The 16,517-nt window shown below is 69.7% G+C and carries 12 protein-coding genes; 2 read left to right on the top strand and 10 right to left on the bottom strand.

The genetic code is table 11. From position 1 onward, the window contains the following. Window position 1 precedes the first annotated feature (1 nt). The 8 genes from rpsP to nsdA form a co-directional block, all read right to left on the bottom strand. Entirely contained in the window at window positions 2-451 is a 450-nt protein-coding gene (rpsP, locus tag OID54_RS27420) for a 30S ribosomal protein S16 (RefSeq protein ID WP_329023738.1), read from the bottom strand. Between the two features lie 203 nt (window positions 452-654). Next, window positions 655-1,248 carry a hypothetical protein gene (locus OID54_RS27415; protein ID WP_329023736.1) on the bottom strand — a complete coding sequence of 198 codons (594 nt, stop codon included), beginning with the start codon at window positions 1,246-1,248 and terminating at the stop codon, window positions 655-657. 407 nt (window positions 1,249-1,655) lie between these two features. After that, entirely contained in the window at window positions 1,656-3,068 is a 1,413-nt protein-coding gene (gene proS / locus OID54_RS27410; protein WP_329023734.1) for a proline--tRNA ligase, read from the bottom strand. A gap of 167 nt (window positions 3,069-3,235) precedes the next feature. Continuing rightward, complete coding sequence (gene ffh, locus OID54_RS27405) at window positions 3,236-4,783, bottom strand: signal recognition particle protein (RefSeq protein ID WP_329023733.1); 1,548 nt, start codon at window positions 4,781-4,783, stop codon at window positions 3,236-3,238. A gap of 155 nt (window positions 4,784-4,938) precedes the next feature. After that, window positions 4,939-7,401, bottom strand: a complete 2,463-nt coding sequence (locus OID54_RS27400; protein ID WP_329023731.1) for a [protein-PII] uridylyltransferase — start codon at window positions 7,399-7,401, stop codon at window positions 4,939-4,941. Between the two features lie 70 nt (window positions 7,402-7,471). Then, entirely contained in the window at window positions 7,472-7,810 is a 339-nt protein-coding gene (locus tag OID54_RS27395; protein ID WP_329023729.1) for a P-II family nitrogen regulator, read from the bottom strand. Beyond that, window positions 7,807-9,162, bottom strand: coding sequence for an ammonium transporter (locus OID54_RS27390; RefSeq protein WP_329023727.1), 1,356 nt, complete (start codon window positions 9,160-9,162; stop codon window positions 7,807-7,809). The genes OID54_RS27395 and OID54_RS27390 overlap by 4 nt, the downstream gene beginning before the upstream one ends. A 314-nt stretch (window positions 9,163-9,476) precedes the next feature. Further along, window positions 9,477-10,949 (bottom strand): transcriptional repressor NsdA, encoded by a 1,473-nt coding sequence (gene nsdA / locus OID54_RS27385; protein ID WP_329027816.1) that lies wholly within the window; start codon window positions 10,947-10,949, stop codon window positions 9,477-9,479. A 435-nt stretch (window positions 10,950-11,384) separates the two neighbouring features. On the opposite strand from nsdA, the gene OID54_RS27380 reads away from it, so the two are divergent. Continuing rightward, window positions 11,385-12,101 carry a bifunctional DNA primase/polymerase gene (locus OID54_RS27380; protein ID WP_329023726.1) on the top strand — a complete coding sequence of 239 codons (717 nt, stop codon included), beginning with the start codon at window positions 11,385-11,387 and terminating at the stop codon, window positions 12,099-12,101. A gap of 238 nt (window positions 12,102-12,339) precedes the next feature. Here the strand turns inward: OID54_RS27380 and ftsY are convergent, their stop codons facing one another. After that, a complete protein-coding gene (ftsY, locus tag OID54_RS27375) occupies window positions 12,340-13,554 on the bottom strand; it encodes a signal recognition particle-docking protein FtsY (protein WP_329023724.1) in 1,215 nt (404 codons plus the stop codon). A 175-nt stretch (window positions 13,555-13,729) separates the two neighbouring features. Between ftsY and OID54_RS27370 the strand changes: the two genes are divergently transcribed. After that, a complete protein-coding gene (locus OID54_RS27370; protein WP_329023722.1) occupies window positions 13,730-14,959 on the top strand; it encodes a GNAT family N-acetyltransferase in 1,230 nt (409 codons plus the stop codon). A gap of 107 nt (window positions 14,960-15,066) precedes the next feature. Here the strand turns inward: OID54_RS27370 and OID54_RS27365 are convergent, their stop codons facing one another. Then, a complete protein-coding gene (locus tag OID54_RS27365) occupies window positions 15,067-16,485 on the bottom strand; it encodes a sugar porter family MFS transporter (protein WP_329023720.1) in 1,419 nt (472 codons plus the stop codon). Window positions 16,486-16,517 lie beyond the last annotated feature (32 nt).

The raw sequence follows: 16,517 nt of genomic DNA, 5'->3' as shown, positions 1-16,517 counted from the left end.
CTCAGGCCTCAGTCGACTCAGCGGCGGACGCAGAGGTGTCTGCCGCCTCGTCCGCCTTCTTGTCGCTCTTCTTCGCCTTCGGCGTGATGGCCTCGCCCTTGGGCTCGCCGGCCTCAAGGGCCTTGGCGAACTCGTCGAACGCGGCACGCTTGTTCGCCTTGGGCTCGGCCACCAGCAGCGGCGCCGGGGCCGGGAGGCCCTTGTGCGCCTGCCAGTCACCGGTGAGCTTCAGGATCGCGAGGACGGGCTCGGTCGGCTGCGCGCCGACGGAGAGCCAGTACTGCGCGCGCTCTGCGTTGACCTCGATACGGGAGGGGTTCTGCACCGGGTGGTACAGGCCGATCTCCTCGATGGCCCGACCGTCACGGCGGGTACGGGAGTCGGCGACGACGATGCGGTAGTGAGGCGAACGGATCTTGCCCAGACGCTTCAGCTTGATCTTGACTGCCACGGAAGTGGTGTCTCCTGGTCTTGACGTGGTTGGGCACAACAAGATGCCACGTGGGGTTGCGGCACTCGGGTGCCCGGTGGACGCGTCAGCCGGAGGAGAGAGGGGTCCTGGTCGGCCGTCGAGTACAGCTATTCATTGTGCCACACGTCGCATATGCGCTTCCCCCGGGCCTGCACCGCCCCCGTCGGGCGGCCGGACCGAGGTCAGCTCGCCGCGGCGACCGGCTCGGGGATACGGAAGGGCTTGCCGCAACCTCCGCACACGATGGGTGCCTGGGCGAGGACCGACGGCACCACGCGGACATTGCGACCGCAGTCGCAGACCGCCTTGACCCGCACACCGCCACCGGACGACCCGTGCCGGGCCGCGGGGCCGCGGAACGAGCGCTTGGTGTCGGAGGCTGTGGCAACCGTGTGCGCCTTCAGGGCGCGCTGTAGTCGCTCCATCGTGGGGCGGTAGCGGCGCTTGGCCTCGGGGTTGAGCACAACCAGCGAGAAGCCACTGCTGGGATGCGGCTCATCGGCGTGGTCGAGGCCCATCTCCTCGGCGATCGCGAGGAAGCGACGGTTGTGATAGCGGCCGGCGCGTGAGGTGTCACGGACGCCTCGCGCAGCGGCAATGCCGTGGACTGCTTCATGAAGCAGTCGCTCGAAGGAGAGTTCAGCGCCGCAAGCGGACGAGGACTCTCCGATCAGGGACTCTGGCGCGGCAAGATCTGGCAGCTCAGGGTGGTGCCGCTGAATATCGGCCCATGCCTGTGCCAGCTCTGCGGCGAGAACAGGTGGTGTCGTGCTCACGTCGTGATAACGAGCCTGACGGCCCCCGGGTTCCATTACGGGGCATCTCAAATATTTTGCACGTACCAGTCAGTTGGAGATGATGCGTCCTGACGGGGCGGGTGCGCAGAATCTACGGAGAAGCGGCACAGCTCGCCCCAAGGTGGCATGTAGCGCCTCCGTCGATGTGCCGGCCCTGGCATACGAATTTTGGGCATTCGCCGGGATGCACAGGAACATCTTCCGCGCACGGGCATCCCGGTGGGGTGGTTTTCAACCGGCCCGAAAGACAACGGTGACCACCGCCGGGCTCTGTGAGCGGTGTGCCCGGCAGTTCCCCGCCGTGCCCCCAGGCCGAAGCTCCCGCCGAAGCCCCGAGGAGCCGCACCGTCCCCATGAGGTCGGGAACCAGCCGGGCACACGGTCGATCAGTACGCCCGGCCCACGACGGCGAGGGTGCCGGGGGCATCGTCCTCGGCAGGCACCGAGCCATCCTCCGTGATCAGACAGCGCACCGACACACCCCGCTCGGCGAGGGCAGCCTCGCCGTCCCGCCCCAGTACCGACCAGGGAATCCGCGCCCAACCGCCGGCCAGGGCCGCCTGCGCCGCATCCTCGATCGCGGTGACGTCACTGGTACGGGACTCCCTCCGCTCCCGCGACTGCCGCAGCAGTACGCCCTGGTCCTCATCGAGCAGTGCGGGAACGCGCGCCGTCAGGGTGTCGATGTGCACCGGCTCCTTACCGCCGGAAATGCGGCGAACGAGCATCGCGGTCCCGGCTGCCAGGTCGCGCGGCCCCACTTCGACCCGTACGGGTACGCCCTTCAGTTCCCAGTCCACCGCACGCCGGCCGAAGGGGGTGTCGATCCGGTCGTCGACCTGGACGCGCACACCGGCCGCCCGGAGTCGATCACCGATCTCGTGGACCGCCGCGACGGACTCATCGCCCTTGATGGCCATGACGACGACCTGCACGGCCGCGAGCCGGGGCGGTACGCGCAATCCGTCGTCGTCGCCGTGGGACATGATCAATCCGCCGATCATCCGGGTGGAAGCGCCCCACGAGGTCTGCCAGACGAACTCCTGCTGGCCCTCCTTCGAGAGGTACCGGGTGTGGAAGGCGCGGGCGAAGTTGGTGCCGAGTTCATGGCTCGTGCCCATCTGGAGCGCCTTGCCGTCGCCCATCATCCCTTCGAGGGTGAGGGTGTTGATGGCTCCGGCGAACCGCTCCCTGGGGGTCTTGCGACCGAGGAGCACATCGATGCCGAGGACGTTCACCATGAAGTCCGCGTACACGTCGCGGTGGATATGGGCGGCGTAGTCGCGCGCCTCCTCCTGCGTGGCGTGCGCAGTGTGGCCCTCCTGCCAGAGGAACTCGGTCGTACGGAGGAAGACACGCGGACGCATCTCCCAGCGGACGACATTGGCCCACTGGTTGATCAGCAGCGGCAGGTCCCGGTAGCTCTGCACCCACTTGGCGAAGTAGTCGTTGATGATCGTCTCGGAGGTGGGGCGGACCACGACGGGTTCATCGAGTTCCTTGCCGCCCCCGTGGGTGACGACCGCCAGTTCGGGTGCGAAGCCCTCGACGTGCTCGGCTTCCCGGGTCAGATAGGACTGCGGGATGAAGAGGGGGAAGTAGGCGTTCTGGGCGCCGGCGGCCTTGATCCGGGCGTCCAGTTCCTGCTGCATCCGCTCCCACAGGGCATACCCGTACGGCCGGATGACCATGGTGCCGCGCACCGGCCCGTTGTCCGCCAATTCGGCCTTGGTGATGAGGTCTTGGTACCAGCGGGGAAAGTCGTCCGACTGCGGGGTGAGTACGGGTGCCTTGGCCATGGCGCTCATCGTACGGCGACGCGGGCCGCTCATCGGTGGGGCTCAACGGTGGACGCCGCGACTGGCTCCACCAGCGTGGAACAGGGGGCGCACAGACGACTGCGGCACCCGCTCGCAGGGAGTCGGGTGCCGCAGTCGTCAGCCGTCGACCGGTGCGTCGAACCGGGTCAGCCCATGAACTTCTTGAACTCGTCCGGCAGTTCGAAGTTCTTGTCCTCCTCGGCCGGAAGGCCGAAGGCGCCGCCCTGTGCGGCCTGCTCCCGCTTCTCGGCTGCGGCCTCTTCGTCGGCCTTGCGCTTCATCGGGTTGCCGCTGCGGCGCTTGCCCTTGGCCTGCTTCTGCTGCTTGCGCTGACGCCCCGCACCGCCGCCCATGCCGGGGATGCCCGGCATCCCGGGCATCCCGCCGCCCTGGGCCATCCTCGACATCATCTTGCGGGCCTCGAAGAACCGCTCGACGAGGGACTTCACCGCGCTGACCTCGACACCCGAACCCTTGGCGATCCGGGCCCGGCGCGAGCCGTTGATGATGGTCGGGTCGTGGCGCTCGCCCGGGGTCATCGACTTGATGATGGCGGCCGTACGGTCGACATCGCGCTCGTCGATGTTGTTGATCTGGTCCTTCATCTGAGCCATGCCGGGCAGCATCCCGAGCAGCTTGCTGATGCTGCCCATCTTCCTGACCTGCTCCATCTGCGCCAGGAAGTCGTCGAGCGTGAAGTCCTTGCCCTTGCTGCTCGCCAGTTTGGAGGCCATCTTGGCGGCCTCTTCCTGGCTGAAGGTCTTCTCGGCCTGCTCGATCAGGCTCAGTACGTCACCCATGCCGAGGATGCGGGACGCCATCCGGTCGGGGTGGAACGCGTCGAATTCGTCCAGCTTCTCGCCATTGGAGGCGAACATGATCTGGCGACCGGTGACGTGCGCGATGGAGAGCGCCGCACCACCGCGGGCGTCGCCGTCGAGCTTGGAGAGGACGACGCCGTCGAAGCCGACGCCGTCGCGGAACGCCTCGGCGGTGTTGACCGCGTCCTGGCCGATCATCGCGTCGACGACGAAGAGGATCTCGTCGGGGCTGACGGCGTCGCGGATGTCCGCGGCCTGCTGCATCAGCTCCTGGTCGATGCCGAGCCGGCCGGCGGTGTCGACGACGACCACGTCGTACTGCTTGGCCCGGGCGTGCTCCAGGGAGTCCTTGGCGACCTGGACCGGGTCGCCGACACCGTTGCCCGGCTCGGGCGCGTACACGGCGACACCGGCGCGCTCGGCGACGACCGAGAGCTGGTTGACGGCGTTCGGACGCTGGAGGTCACAGGCGACCAGCAGCGGGGAGTGGCCCTGCTCCTTGAGCCAGCGGCCGAGCTTGCCGGCGAGGGTGGTCTTACCCGCACCCTGGAGACCGGCGAGCATGATGACCGTCGGCGCGGTCTTGGCGAAGCGCAGCCGACGGGTCTCGCCACCCAGGATGGAGACCAGTTCCTGGTTGACGATCTTGATGAACTGCTGGCTCGGGTTGAGCGCCTTGGAGACGTCGGCGCCCCGGGCTCGCTCTTTGACGCTCGCGATGAAGGCCCGTACGACGGGGAGGGCGACATCCGCTTCGAGCAGGGCGATACGGATTTCCCGGGCCGCGCCGTCGATGTCCGCCTCGCTGAGGCGACCCTTGCCCCTCAGGGTTTTGAAGGTATTCGCCAAGCGGTCGGAAAGAGTGTCGAACACGGCGCTCGTCGGTCCTCAGAGTCGGGGGCAGTGGGAATCGCCCTCCAGACTATCCGGCCCGGCCGGATGTGCGCCCGCGCCGTCGCCAGCGCCGGCTCGCACCGCTGTCCGGAGGGGCCCGGGCACCCCGGTCCGGGCTCGGGGGCTGGCCGGTCTCAGCCGAGTTGTCGCTCGATGGAGCGCGCGAGTTCGGCGGCTGCGGACGCCGCCAGCGGGCGGCCGGTCAGATCGGTGACGTAGAAGGCGTCCACGGCGTTCGCGCCCAGGGTGGACACATGGGCACTGCGTACCCGTACGCCTCCCTCGCCCCCTTCGTCGAACGCGAGTCCGATGCGATGGAGCAGCCCGGGGGCGTCCTGGGCCCGGACCTCGATCACCGTGGCGTGGTGGGACGCGGCGGGGACGACCCTCACCCGCGGGGGCGGCGCCCCCGCTCCTCGTCTGCTCGGATAGGCGGCCTCGCGTTCGGCCAGCCTGGCAGCGATGTCGAGCTGCCTCTGAAGGACCCGTACGAGATCGCTGCGCAGCCTGGCCGCTTGGGGCAGCGAGCCGTACGCCGCCGCGACCCGCCAGGCCAGGACGAGCGCGCTCTGGTCGCCTCCACCGGGCAGCGGCCCCACCGTCCTCAGTTCTGCGGATCGGACCGTGAGCCGGTGCAGGGCCAGCAGCCCGGCGACCGCTGGCAGGATTCCCGGCCGGTCGGGCAGCGCGATCGACAACTGCGCGCCGACGGGTTCCGGTTCGTTTTCGGGCGAGGTCACCGAGCCGGCTTCGGCCTGGGCCGTCAGGGAGAGGACGGGGCCACCGGTGCGCAGTGCCTCGACGGCGAGGCGTTCATGGTCGGCCGTGAGTGCGGTGGGTGCCGGGCGCTCGCCCCCGCCCGTGCCGACGAGCGCCTCCGCCACCCGGGCGGCGAGGTCGGCGACCAGGAGGCCGCGCCAGCCGGACCAGGCCGCGGGTCCGGTGGCCAGCGCATCGGCCTCGGTGAGGGCGTGGAGCAGTTCCAGGACGGTGGTGGAGCCGACGGCCCCGGCCACCGAGCGCACGGTCGCCGGGTCCGCCAGATCGCGTCGTGTGGCGGTCTGTACGAGCAGGAGATGGTGTCGGACGAGCGTGGCGACGATCTCGGCGTCTGCCCGGTCGAAACCGATCCGGAGGGCCATGTCCCGGGCGATGGTGGCGCCGACCGTCGAGTGATCGCCCGGCCAGCCCTTGCCGATGTCATGGAGGAGCGCGGCGATCAACAGGAGATCGGGGCGGCCGACGCTGCGGGCGAGCGCCGAGGCCCTTACGGCGGTCTCCACGAGATGGCGGTCGACGGTCCATGTGTGGACGGCGTTGCGCTGGGGGCGGCAGCGGACGCGTTCCCAGTCGGGCAGGAGCCGGGTGATCAGGCCCTCGGCGTCCAGCGCCTCCCAGACCGGTACGGCGGACTCCCCCGCGCCCAGCAGGGTGATGAACTCCTCCCGCGCCTGGGCGGGCCAGGGCAGCGGGAGCGGCGGGCACTCGGCGGCGAGGCGGCGGGCCGCGTGCGGGGAGAGCGGCAGACCGGCCTGGGCGGCGGCGGCTGCGGCACGCAGGGGCAGTACGGGGTCACGATCGGGCCGGACGGTTCGCGCGAGGACGGCTTCCCCGTCCTGTTCGACGACCCCTTCGGCCAGCGAGGTCCGCTCCGGTTCGGTGCGTCGTCGGGGCCGCAGCCGGGGGCGGGTGCTCCTGGCCCCCAGTACCCGGTGCACCTCGCGCCAGGTGACGTCACTGGCGTACGACATGGTCTGGGCGGCTTCGTACACCTGGCGCAGCAGCGTGTCCGCGTCCAGGAGGCCGAGTGCGGCGGCGACCTGGTCCTGTTCCTGGAGCGCGAGCCGGTCGGTGGCGCGTCCGGTGGTCAGATGGAGGGCGTCGCGGGTGTCGAGGAGGGTGCGGCGGGCCCGGTCGAGGCCCTGCCGACGGGGTGCGTCGGCGATCCAGGAGGCGGCGACGGCGCGCAGGGCGGTGGAGTCGCGCAGCCCGCCGCGGGCCTCCTTGAGGTCGGGTTCGAGGAGGTAGCGCAGTTCGCCCTGGCGCTCGGCACGTTCACGGCCGAGTTCATGGAGCGCCGGCAGCCGGCTCGGAGCCCGGTTGCGCCAGTCGGCGAGGACGGCTGTGCGCAGGGCGGCGACCAGTCCGAGTTCTCCCGCGACCGCCCGGGCGTCCAGGAGGCCAAGTTGGACCTTGAGGTCGTCGGCCGCCGTCTTGAGCGCCTGGCCGGGGGTGCGGACGGAGTGGTCGAGGGCGAGCCCGAGGTCCCAGACGGGGTACCAGAGGCGGTCCGCGAGGGCGGCGAGTGCGCCGCGGTCCGCGCTGCCGTCGTGGAGGAGCAGCAGGTCGAGGTCGCTGCGGGGGGAGAGTTCGCCGCGGCCGTAGCCACCGGTGGCCACGAGTGCGGCGGTGTGGATACCGGTGGCGCGGCAGGCGGAGCGGAAGAGCGCGGCGAGCCACTGGTCGGTGAGTGCGGCGAGGGCGGCGCGGCGCGCCGGCCCGGTCTGCTCCCCGTCGTTGAGGAGGTGCAGCCGGGCCGCCGCGTAGCCACGGGGTCCCGAGTCTTCCGCTTCGGTGCTCACTACCGTGCTCGACACCCGTTCGGCCTTTCTCGCTGTTCTGACTCAGGGCTGTCCCGTTGATCCGCGGTGGATCACGGGGCAGTCCTTAGAGTGCGTCCGGGCCGCGTTCGCCGGTGCGCACCCTGACCGCGGTCTCGACCGGGACGCTCCACACCTTTCCGTCGCCGATCTTGTTGGTGCGGGCCGCCTTGACGATGACGTCGATGAGCTGTTCGGCGTCGTCGTCCTCGGCCAAGACCTCGATACGGATCTTGGGCACCAGGTCGACGGTGTACTCGGCCCCCCGGTAGACCTCGGTGTGTCCCCGCTGGCGGCCGTATCCACTGGCTTCGGTGACGGTGAGCCCCTGGACCCCGAAGGCGGAGAGCGCCTCCTTGATCTCGTCGAGCCGGTGTGGCTTCACGACCGCCGTGATGAGCTTCATGCGTCCACCTTCTTGTTCTGGGTCGCGGTGATGACCTCGGTGGGCACGGCCAGGGGCTTGCGGGAAGCCGTGCCGCCACCGGCGCCGCTGAAGTCGTACGCGGATTCGGCGTGCTCGACCTGGTCGATTCCGGAGATCTCGGTGTCCTCGTCGACCCGCATGCCCATCGTCCGGTCGAGGAGGAAGGCGAGCAGGGCGGAGACGACCAGAGAGTAGGCCAGTACGGAGAAGACGCCGATGGCCTGCTTGCCCAATTGCTCCAGTCCGCCGCCGTAGAAGAGGCCCTTGACGTCGGACTGGACGCCTCCGGTGGCGAAGAAGCCCACGAGGAGGGAGCCGACGACACCGCCGACGAGGTGGACGCCGATGACGTCGAGCGAGTCGTCGTAGCCGAGCTTGAACTTGAGTCCGACGGCCATGGCGCACAGGACTCCCGCGATGGCACCGATGGCGATGGCGCCCAGCGGGGAGCACGAGCCGCCGGCGGGGGTGATCGCGACGAGTCCGGCGACCGCTCCGGAGGCCGCGCCGAGCGTGGTGCAGGCGCCGTGCCGGATCTTCTCGTACGCCAACCAGGCGAGCATGGCGGCGGCCGTGGCGACCTGGGTGTTGACGAACATCACCGCGCCGACGCCGTCGTCGTTGCCCAGCCACGAGCCGGCGTTGAAGCCGAACCAGCCGAACCACAGGAGGGCCGCGCCCAGCATCACGAGGGGCAGGCTGTGCGGACGCATCGGGTCCTTCTTGAAGCCGATGCGCTTTCCGATGACGAGGATCACGCCGAGGGCCGCGGCTCCGGCGTTGATGTGGACGGCAGTACCGCCCGCGAAGTCGATGACCCCCATCTCGAAGAGCCAGCCGCCGGAGCCCCACACCCAGTGGGCGACGGGGAAGTAGACGACGGTGGCCCACAGGGCGATAAACAGGGCCCAGGCGCTGAACTTGACCCGGTCCGCGAGCGCACCGCTGATCAGGGCGGGGGTGATGACGGCGAACATGAGCTGGAAGACGGCAAAGACGTAGACGGGGATCGTGTAGCCGTCCCAGAGCTCGGTGAGGCCGATGCCGCTGAGCCCGACGTACTCGGACGACCATCCGATCAACGAGCCGGTATCGGCGCCGAAGGCGAGGCTAAAGCCGTAGAGCACCCACAGGATGGTGACGATGCCGAGGCTGATGAAGCTCATCATCAGCATGTTGAGGGTGGATTTGACGCGGACCATGCCTCCGTAGAAGAAGGCGAGGCCGGGGGTCATCAGCATGACCAGGGCGGAGCAGATCAGCAGGAAGCCGGTGTTGGCGGCTGAGAGTGCCGGTGTTTCTGCGGCAAGCGTCGAGATGCCAGGGGGCATCGGCGTCTCCTCGTCGTCGTGCGGCCTCGTGCGGCGTGCGGGCAGCGCCGGAACGGTTCGGCGGCGGGCCGGTGGTTATGCGCCAGACAGTGGTCGGGTGCGGTTTCCACCGATGCCACCCGATGTTTCGCCGCGGTGACGATGAGATGGGGTGTGTTACGCCACGGTGAACGCCCCTGTCGTGCCCGGGACGAGGAACCGGTCGCGACGCCGCCCGATCGACCAGGCACGGGGGAGCCGAGTCGGAGTTGTCGGGGCGGCCGTCGCGACCGGGGTGTGAGGGCGCGCGGGAGGGTCGGAACCCGGGGCGCGGGTCAGACCGCCTCCGCCGTCTCGGGGAGCTGCGCGGTGAGGAGATCGGTGAAGTGGACCACCTCGGCGACATGGCCGAAGTCCCGGGCCGCGGTGTCGACGGTCTTGCGCAGTCGGGTGTTGACCCGCTCCGAGCGGACCCGCTTGGCGACGGTGAGCGCCTGGGAGGCGAGGCCGGTGGCCTGCTCCGGCTCCCGCTTCAGCAGATGGACGGTGGCCATGCCGATCAGATTGAGGGCGTAGGAGCGCTGGTGGACGGTGTCGTCACGGAAGAGTTCCACGGCGCGGGCCATGATCGGTTCGGCGAGTGAGGCATAGGTGGGGCTGCGCCCTGCCACGTATGCCAGATCGCGGTAGGAATGGGCGTTCTCGCCGTTGAGTTCGGCTTCGGAGAAGAACTGGATCCAGTCGGGTTCCGGTTCATGGTCGAACTCGATGTCGGCGAAGGTGTCCTCGGCCATGCGGACGGCCCGCTTGCACTTGCTGGGCTGGCCCATGTTGGCGTAGGCGCGGGCCTCCATGGCGTACAGCATCGACTGGGTCCGGGGGGTGGCGCAGTCCCGGCTGCCGTACTGGGCGAGGTGAATCAGCTCCAGGGCGTCGTCGGGACGCCCGAGGTGGATCATCTGCCGGCTCATCGAGGACAGGATGTAGGAGCCGAGGGGCTTGTCGCCCGCTTCCTTCGCCGCGTGCAGGGCGAGAACGAAGTACTTCTGTGCGGTGGGCTGGAGACCGACGTCGTAGCTCATCCAGCCGGCGAGCTCGGCCAGTTCGGCGGCGCAGGTGAACAGCCGTCGCGCGGTGGCTTCGGGGTGCGACTCCTGGAGCAGGTCGGTGACCTCGTGGAGTTGGCCGACGACTGCCTTGCGCCGCAGCCCACCGCCGCACTGGGCGTCCCACTGACGGAACATTGCCGTGGTGGCCTCAAGTAAATCGAGCTCGGGGCCGGAGAGGCGAGAGGTCTTGGCGCCGGTGGTGGCCGCGGGCGGCTTGGGCGGCTCGGAGCCGGGGGCCGGAACGAGCCAGCGCTGCATCGGTTCCACGAGGGAGGGGCCGGCGGCCAGTGCGAGGGAGCTGCCGAGGAAGCCGCGGCGGGCGAGCATCAGATCGCTGCGGGAGAACTCGCTGAGGAGGGCGACCGTCTGCGGCCCCGCCCACGGCAGGTCGACCCCGGAGACGGAGGGGGACTGGTGGGCCGAGCGCAGCCCGAGGTCCTCGATCCCGACAACGCTGCCAAAGCGCTCCGAGAAGAGCTCGGAGAGGATGCGCGGGATGGGCTCGCGGGGCTGTTCTCCGTCGAGCCAGCGCCTGACGCGCGAGGTGTCGGTGCTGATGTGCAGTGCGCCGAGCTGACGGGCGCGTCGGTTCACCTGACGCGCCAGCTCCCCCTTGGACCAACCGCTGCGCACGAACCATGAGCTCAGCCGCTCGTTCGGGCGCTTGCCGGAACTTGCCCCGGCGCCGCTGCCGTCCACTGGAACGCCCCCATCCGTCATGCCCCGAAGCTCCAACCCCTACCAGAATGCCGTGGGTTGGGGCGGTTTGCATGGAGGAGGCACCCGCCGAACAAGGAAACGAATCCCCCGGGACGGGTCGCGACATGCCCATGGGTCCGCACAACTCCAGGGTCAGCACACTCAAAGTAATCCTACGATCACCCCTCACGCGAGCGCGATTCCACAAACGCCACCATTCGCCACCCCTTTGAATGAACTGCCGCCCCGTTGGGCGCGATTCACTTGACAGACAAGGACCAGGAGGCGGCGGAGCGGTGTCCGGGCAGGCGTGCAGCACCATGCGCACTCCCCCTCGCGCCACCACAAGCCACCCGAACATCACTGATGGCGACGCTGTGTTACGGGGAGACTTCGGGTCGTAACCACCGGCGAGCACGACCCGTTGGAGGGGGCATGGGCTTCACGATCGGCAGTAGCCGCGGGATCCGAGACATCCGGTCCGGCTCACGACGCCGTGGCCGCACCGCAGAGTGCACCGTGGTGGCTGAGTACACAGGGCTGTGGGGCTGGACCGTGGTCCCCGGGGCCCGGGCGACCGACGGCGTCTGCTCCTGCGGCGCCTCGGACTGCATCGCTCCGGGGGCGCACCCGCTCCCCCACGCCGCGGAGATCCCCGCGGGCGCGACGCTCGACGAGGTGTCCCGGGCCTGGTCCAAGGTGCCCGGCGCCACCCTGCTCCTCCCCGTCGGTCGGACCTTCGACATCCTCGATGTCGCCGCTTCCGCGGGCCGCCGAGCGCTGGTGCGACTCGAACGCATGGGGCTGCCGCTCGGTCCGGTCTCGATGACCCCCGACGGACGGTGCCAGTTCTTCGTGGCGCCGGGCGCTGCGGGCGACCTCCCCGAACTGCTGTACCGGATGGGCTGGGACGATGCAGATCTGGATCTGCACTGTCTGGGGCCGGGCGACCACATCACCGCTCCCCCATCCGATCGCGGCGGCCTCGGGCAGGTGAGCTGGCTTCGGCCACCGACCCTCGACATGGCGTACCAGAGCGACGACACGGACGGCGAGGAGGGCACGGGCGCCCTCTCGACCTCCACGGCACCCCCCGAGGCACGACTGCTCCTGGGCACCCTGGCGTACATCTGCCATCGCTCGACGATCTAGGCGCGTTGTCCCGGGCACCGGCGAGCCCGCCGCCGTGGATCCCATCGGGGTCACCGGGCACAGCTCATGTGTGGCGGGGTCCTGCGCCCGATCGTCCATCGGGGGCGTGTTCCGTACCGGCCGAGACACAGGAGTGCCCGGTCGCATGCGCTGAGCATGCGCCGGGCACTCTCCCGTCGTTCGCGACGAGCCCGCGGGCCACTTGGCCCGGCCGGCCGCTCAAAGCGGCGAGGCCGGATCAGTCGCCGATCAACGCGTCGACGAACGCCTCCGGCTCGAAGGGGGCGAGGTCGTCCGCTCCCTCGCCGAGACCGACCAGCTTGACCGGTACGCCCAGCTCCCGCTGGACCGCCACGACGATGCCGCCCTTGGCGGTGCCGTCCAGCTTGGTCAGCACGATGCCGGTGATGTCGACGACCTCCGCGAAGACCCGCGCCTGCACCAGGCCGTTCTGCCCGGTGGTGGCATCGAGCACCAGCAGTACCTCGTCCAGCGGGCCGTGCTTCTCGACGACGCGCTTGACCTTGCCCAGCTCGTCCATCAGGCCGGTCTTGGTGTGGAGGCGGCCCGCCGTGTCGATCAGCACCACATCGGCGCCCTCGGCGATGCCCTCCTTGACCGCGTCGAAGGCGATCGACGCCGGGTCGCCGCCCTCGGGACCGCGGACGGTCCGCGCTCCGACGCGATCGCCCCAGGTCTGGAGCTGGTCGGCCGCCGCGGCGCGGAAGGTGTCCGCCGCCCCGAGGACGACCGAACGGCCGTCCGCGACGAGCACGCGAGCGAGCTTTCCGGTGGTGGTGGTCTTTCCGGTGCCGTTGACCCCGACGACCATGACGACACCGGGCGTGTCCAGACCGCTCTCGGTCTTGACCTGACGGTCGAAGTCGGTGCCGACGAGGGTGAGCAGCTCCTCCCGCAGCAGGGCGCGCAGCTGCTCGGGGGTACGGGTGCCCAGCACCCTCACCCGCTCGCGCAGCCGTCCCACCAGCTCCTGCGTCGGTGCGACACCGACGTCGGCGATCAGGAGGGTCTCCTCGATCTCCTCCCAGGTGTCCTCGTCGAGGTGCTCGCGGGACAACAGGGTGAGCAGGCCCTTGCCCAGGGAGTTCTGCGAGCGGGCCAGTCGGGAACGCAGTCGGATCAGTCGGCCGGCGGTGGGGGCCGGGACCTCGATCTCGGGGGCCGCGACCACCGGGTCCTCGACAGCGACCGGGGAGGCGGTGGCCTCGTCGGCTGCCGGGAGGTCGACCTCTTCGATCGTGCGGCGCGGTTCTTCCCGCGGTGTCTCCGCCTCGTCGCCGACGTGCGGCTCGGCGGGCGGAGCGGTGATGGTCGGCGCGGACGGCGGGGCCGATGGCGGCAGCTGCTTCTTCTTGCGGCTGCCGATCACGAGCCCGCTGATCGCACCGACGGCGACCAGGGCGATGACTACAGCAAGGATGACGATTTCCATAACGTCCCCAGTATCGGTCACGCCCCATGGAAGGCCGTCGCCCACGCCGCCACAGCGCGCCTTGGCCCGTGTCGGGGCTGTCCCCCCGGCGGTCCCGGCACCGGAACCGCACCGGCACCGGCAGGTCGCGAAAAACCCGGATGACTGTCCGCCCGGCGCGGGCTAGCGTCCGTCCATGACCGACTTGGAGTATCGGACCATCCCGGAGGCGCACCTCGATCGCGCCCTGGATCTCCACTACCTCGTGTTCCTGGGGAAGAACTGCGAGGACGAGGTGCGCAAGCTGCACCGGGAGATCCTGGAGCGCTGCGACCGCATCGGGGCGTACGAGGGGGGTGAGCTCGTCGGCCTGCTCGCCGCCCACCGGCTGAACCTCTCGGTGCCGGGCTCTGAGCTGCCCTGCGCGGGGGTGACCTTCGTCTCGGTGGCGCCGACGCACCGCCGTCGTGGTGTGCTCAGCGGCATGCTCGCCGAGCTATGGCGCCGCTGTGCCGCCGACGGCCAACCGCTGGCTGCCCTGTGGGTGTCGGAGACGGGCATTTACGGCCGCTTCGGATTTGAGCCGGCGACCCGTTCGTACACCGTGGAGATCGATGCGGACACTCCCCTGGAGCTGCGGATCACTGCCGACGGCAGGCCCCTGCGGTTGGTTTCCCCACAGGACGCGCCGAGCGTGATCGGCGCTCGGCACTCCGCGGCCCGCACCGAGCGGGCGGGCCGGGTGGCCAGGGACGACTTCTGGTGGCGTACCCACATCCTGCCCGAGGAAGATGAAGAGAACGACGACTTCAGTCCGCCCCGTGTGGTCACCATCGGGGACCCTGGACAGCCGCCCGCGGGTTACGTCATCTACCGCACCCTCACCGATGACGAGGGCCGGGGCACCGTACATCTGCGGGAGCTAGAGGCCGATTCGCCGGCCGTCGCCGCCGCGCTCTGGCAGTACGTCGCCTCGATCGACCTGGCGGACAAGGTCCGTGCATGGGGGCGTCCGCTGGACGATCCACTGCTGCGTTTCGCCGCCGACCGCGACCGGGCGCGGGTGACCCAGGAGTTTCCGGCGCTGTGGCTGAGGCTCGTGGACGTGGCGGCGGCCCTCCAGGGACGGACCTGGTCCGCTCCGGTGGATCTGGTGCTGGAAGTGACGGACGACGGGTTGCCGGACAACGCGGGGCGATACCGGGTCACGGTCGGGGCCGGGGGTCGGGCGGAGGTCTCCCCCACCGATGCCCCCGCGGACCTCACGTTCGACGTACGGGAACTGGCCGCGTGCTATCTGGGCGACCAGAGCGCGGGCGAACTGGTCCGGGCGGGTCTGGTGCGCGAACACACCGTGGGCGCGGCGCGCGCCTGGGACGCGGCGGCCCGTACGGAACTGCTCCCCCACACCACGGACGAGTTCTGACACCCCGCCGGTGATTCTCGGGGTGCGGGGTGCCCGCTCCAGCTACGGCTGGCAGCGGGCACCCCGCATTCCCTGAGCAACTCAGTGGGAAGCCGCGGGAAGGAGCCTCAGCCCATCTCCTCCAACGCCTTGCCCTTGGTCTCCTTGACGAACAGCAGCACGAAGGGGATCGAGAGGACGGCGAAGGACGCGTAGATGACGTACGTGGCGGAGAGGTTCCAGTCCGACAGGCTCGGGAAGCTCGCGGTGATCGCCCAGTTGGCGATCCACTGGGCGGAAGCGGCGACGCCGAGGGCGGCGGCGCGAATGCGGTTGGGGAACATCTCGCCCAGGAAGACCCAGACCACCACGCCCCAGGAGAGCGCGAAGAAGAGGACGAAGACATGGGCGGCGACGAGCGCGACCGTGCCCTCGGTAGAGGGGAGCTTGCCGTCCACGAGGTCCGCTGAGAACGCCCAGGCTTCGAAGGCGAGGGCGACCGCCATGCCGGCGGAACCGATGAGGGCCAGTGGCCTGCGCCCGATCCGGTCCACGAACAGCATCGCGATCACAGTGCCGATGATGTTCACGATCGACGTGGTGAACGAGTAGAAGAAGGAACTCGTCGGGTCGATGCCGACGGACTGCCAGAGCGTGGACGAGTAGTAGAACGCGACGTTGATGCCAACGAGTTGTTGGAAGACGGACAGTCCGATGCCGACCCAGACGATCGGCAGGAAACCGAAACGGGAGCCGAGCAGGTCCTTGAAGGTGGACTTGTGTTCGCGCTTCATCGCCAGGTCGATCTCGGTGACCCGGGCATCGAGGTCGATGTGCTCGCCCTCGACTTCGGCCAGCACGCGCTTGGCCCGGTCGACCTTCCCCACGGAGATCAGATAGCGCGGGGACTCGGGGATCGCGAAGGACAACAGCCCGTACAGCACGGCCGGGACGACCATCACACCGAGCATCCACTGCCAGGCTTCGAGACCGCCGATCTCACCGCGCTGGTCACCGTCGGCGATCTGGAGGATGCCGAAGTTGACCAACTGCGAGACCGCGATGCCGATGACGATGGCGGCCTGCTGGAAGGAGGCGAGCCGACCGCGGTAGGCGGGGGGCGAGACCTCCGCGATGTACGCCGGGCCGATGACCGATGCCATGCCGATCGCGAATCCACCGATGATGCGCCACATCGCCAGGTCCCAGAGGGCGAAGGGCAGGGCCGAGCCGATGGCACTGACGGTGAACAGGACGGCCGCGATCCGCATGCACAGGATGCGGCCGATGCGGTCGGCGATCCGGCCGGCGGTGGCGGCACCGATCGCACAGCCGATCAGGGCGATGGCGATGACCTGGGCCAACGCGCCCGAACCGATCTCGTAGCGATCGCGGATCGCTTCGACGGCGCCATTGATGACCGAGCTGTCGTAGCCGAAGAGGAATCCGCCCATGGCGGCTGAGGCCGTGATGAAGATGACGTGGCCGAGGTGCTCGGGGTGCGCGTCACGGGCCCCCGAAGGCGGTGGCTGTGCGGTGCTGGTCACATGTACTCCTGGGGCGTGGGGCTCCTGGCGGT

Origin of the sequence: Streptomyces sp. NBC_00690 (assembly GCF_036226685.1) — a bacterium.
Taxonomy (GTDB): domain Bacteria; phylum Actinomycetota; class Actinomycetes; order Streptomycetales; family Streptomycetaceae; genus Streptomyces.
This window is presented reverse-complemented; position numbering and strand designations above follow the sequence as displayed.

Excerpts from the sequence above, each read along its gene's own strand:
- OID54_RS27380 (WP_329023726.1), top strand. The coding sequence starts at position 11,385 with ATGGGCTTCACGATCGGCAGTAGCCGCGGGATCCGAGACATCCGGTCC.
- ftsY (WP_329023724.1), bottom strand. The coding sequence starts at position 13,554 with ATGGAAATCGTCATCCTTGCTGTAGTCATCGCCCTGGTCGCCGTCGGT.
- OID54_RS27390 (WP_329023727.1), bottom strand. The coding sequence starts at position 9,162 with ATGCCCCCTGGCATCTCGACGCTTGCCGCAGAAACACCGGCACTCTCA.
- OID54_RS27370 (WP_329023722.1), top strand. The coding sequence starts at position 13,730 with ATGACCGACTTGGAGTATCGGACCATCCCGGAGGCGCACCTCGATCGC.
- OID54_RS27395 (WP_329023729.1), bottom strand. The coding sequence starts at position 7,810 with ATGAAGCTCATCACGGCGGTCGTGAAGCCACACCGGCTCGACGAGATC.
- proS (WP_329023734.1), bottom strand. The coding sequence starts at position 3,068 with ATGGCCAAGGCACCCGTACTCACCCCGCAGTCGGACGACTTTCCCCGC.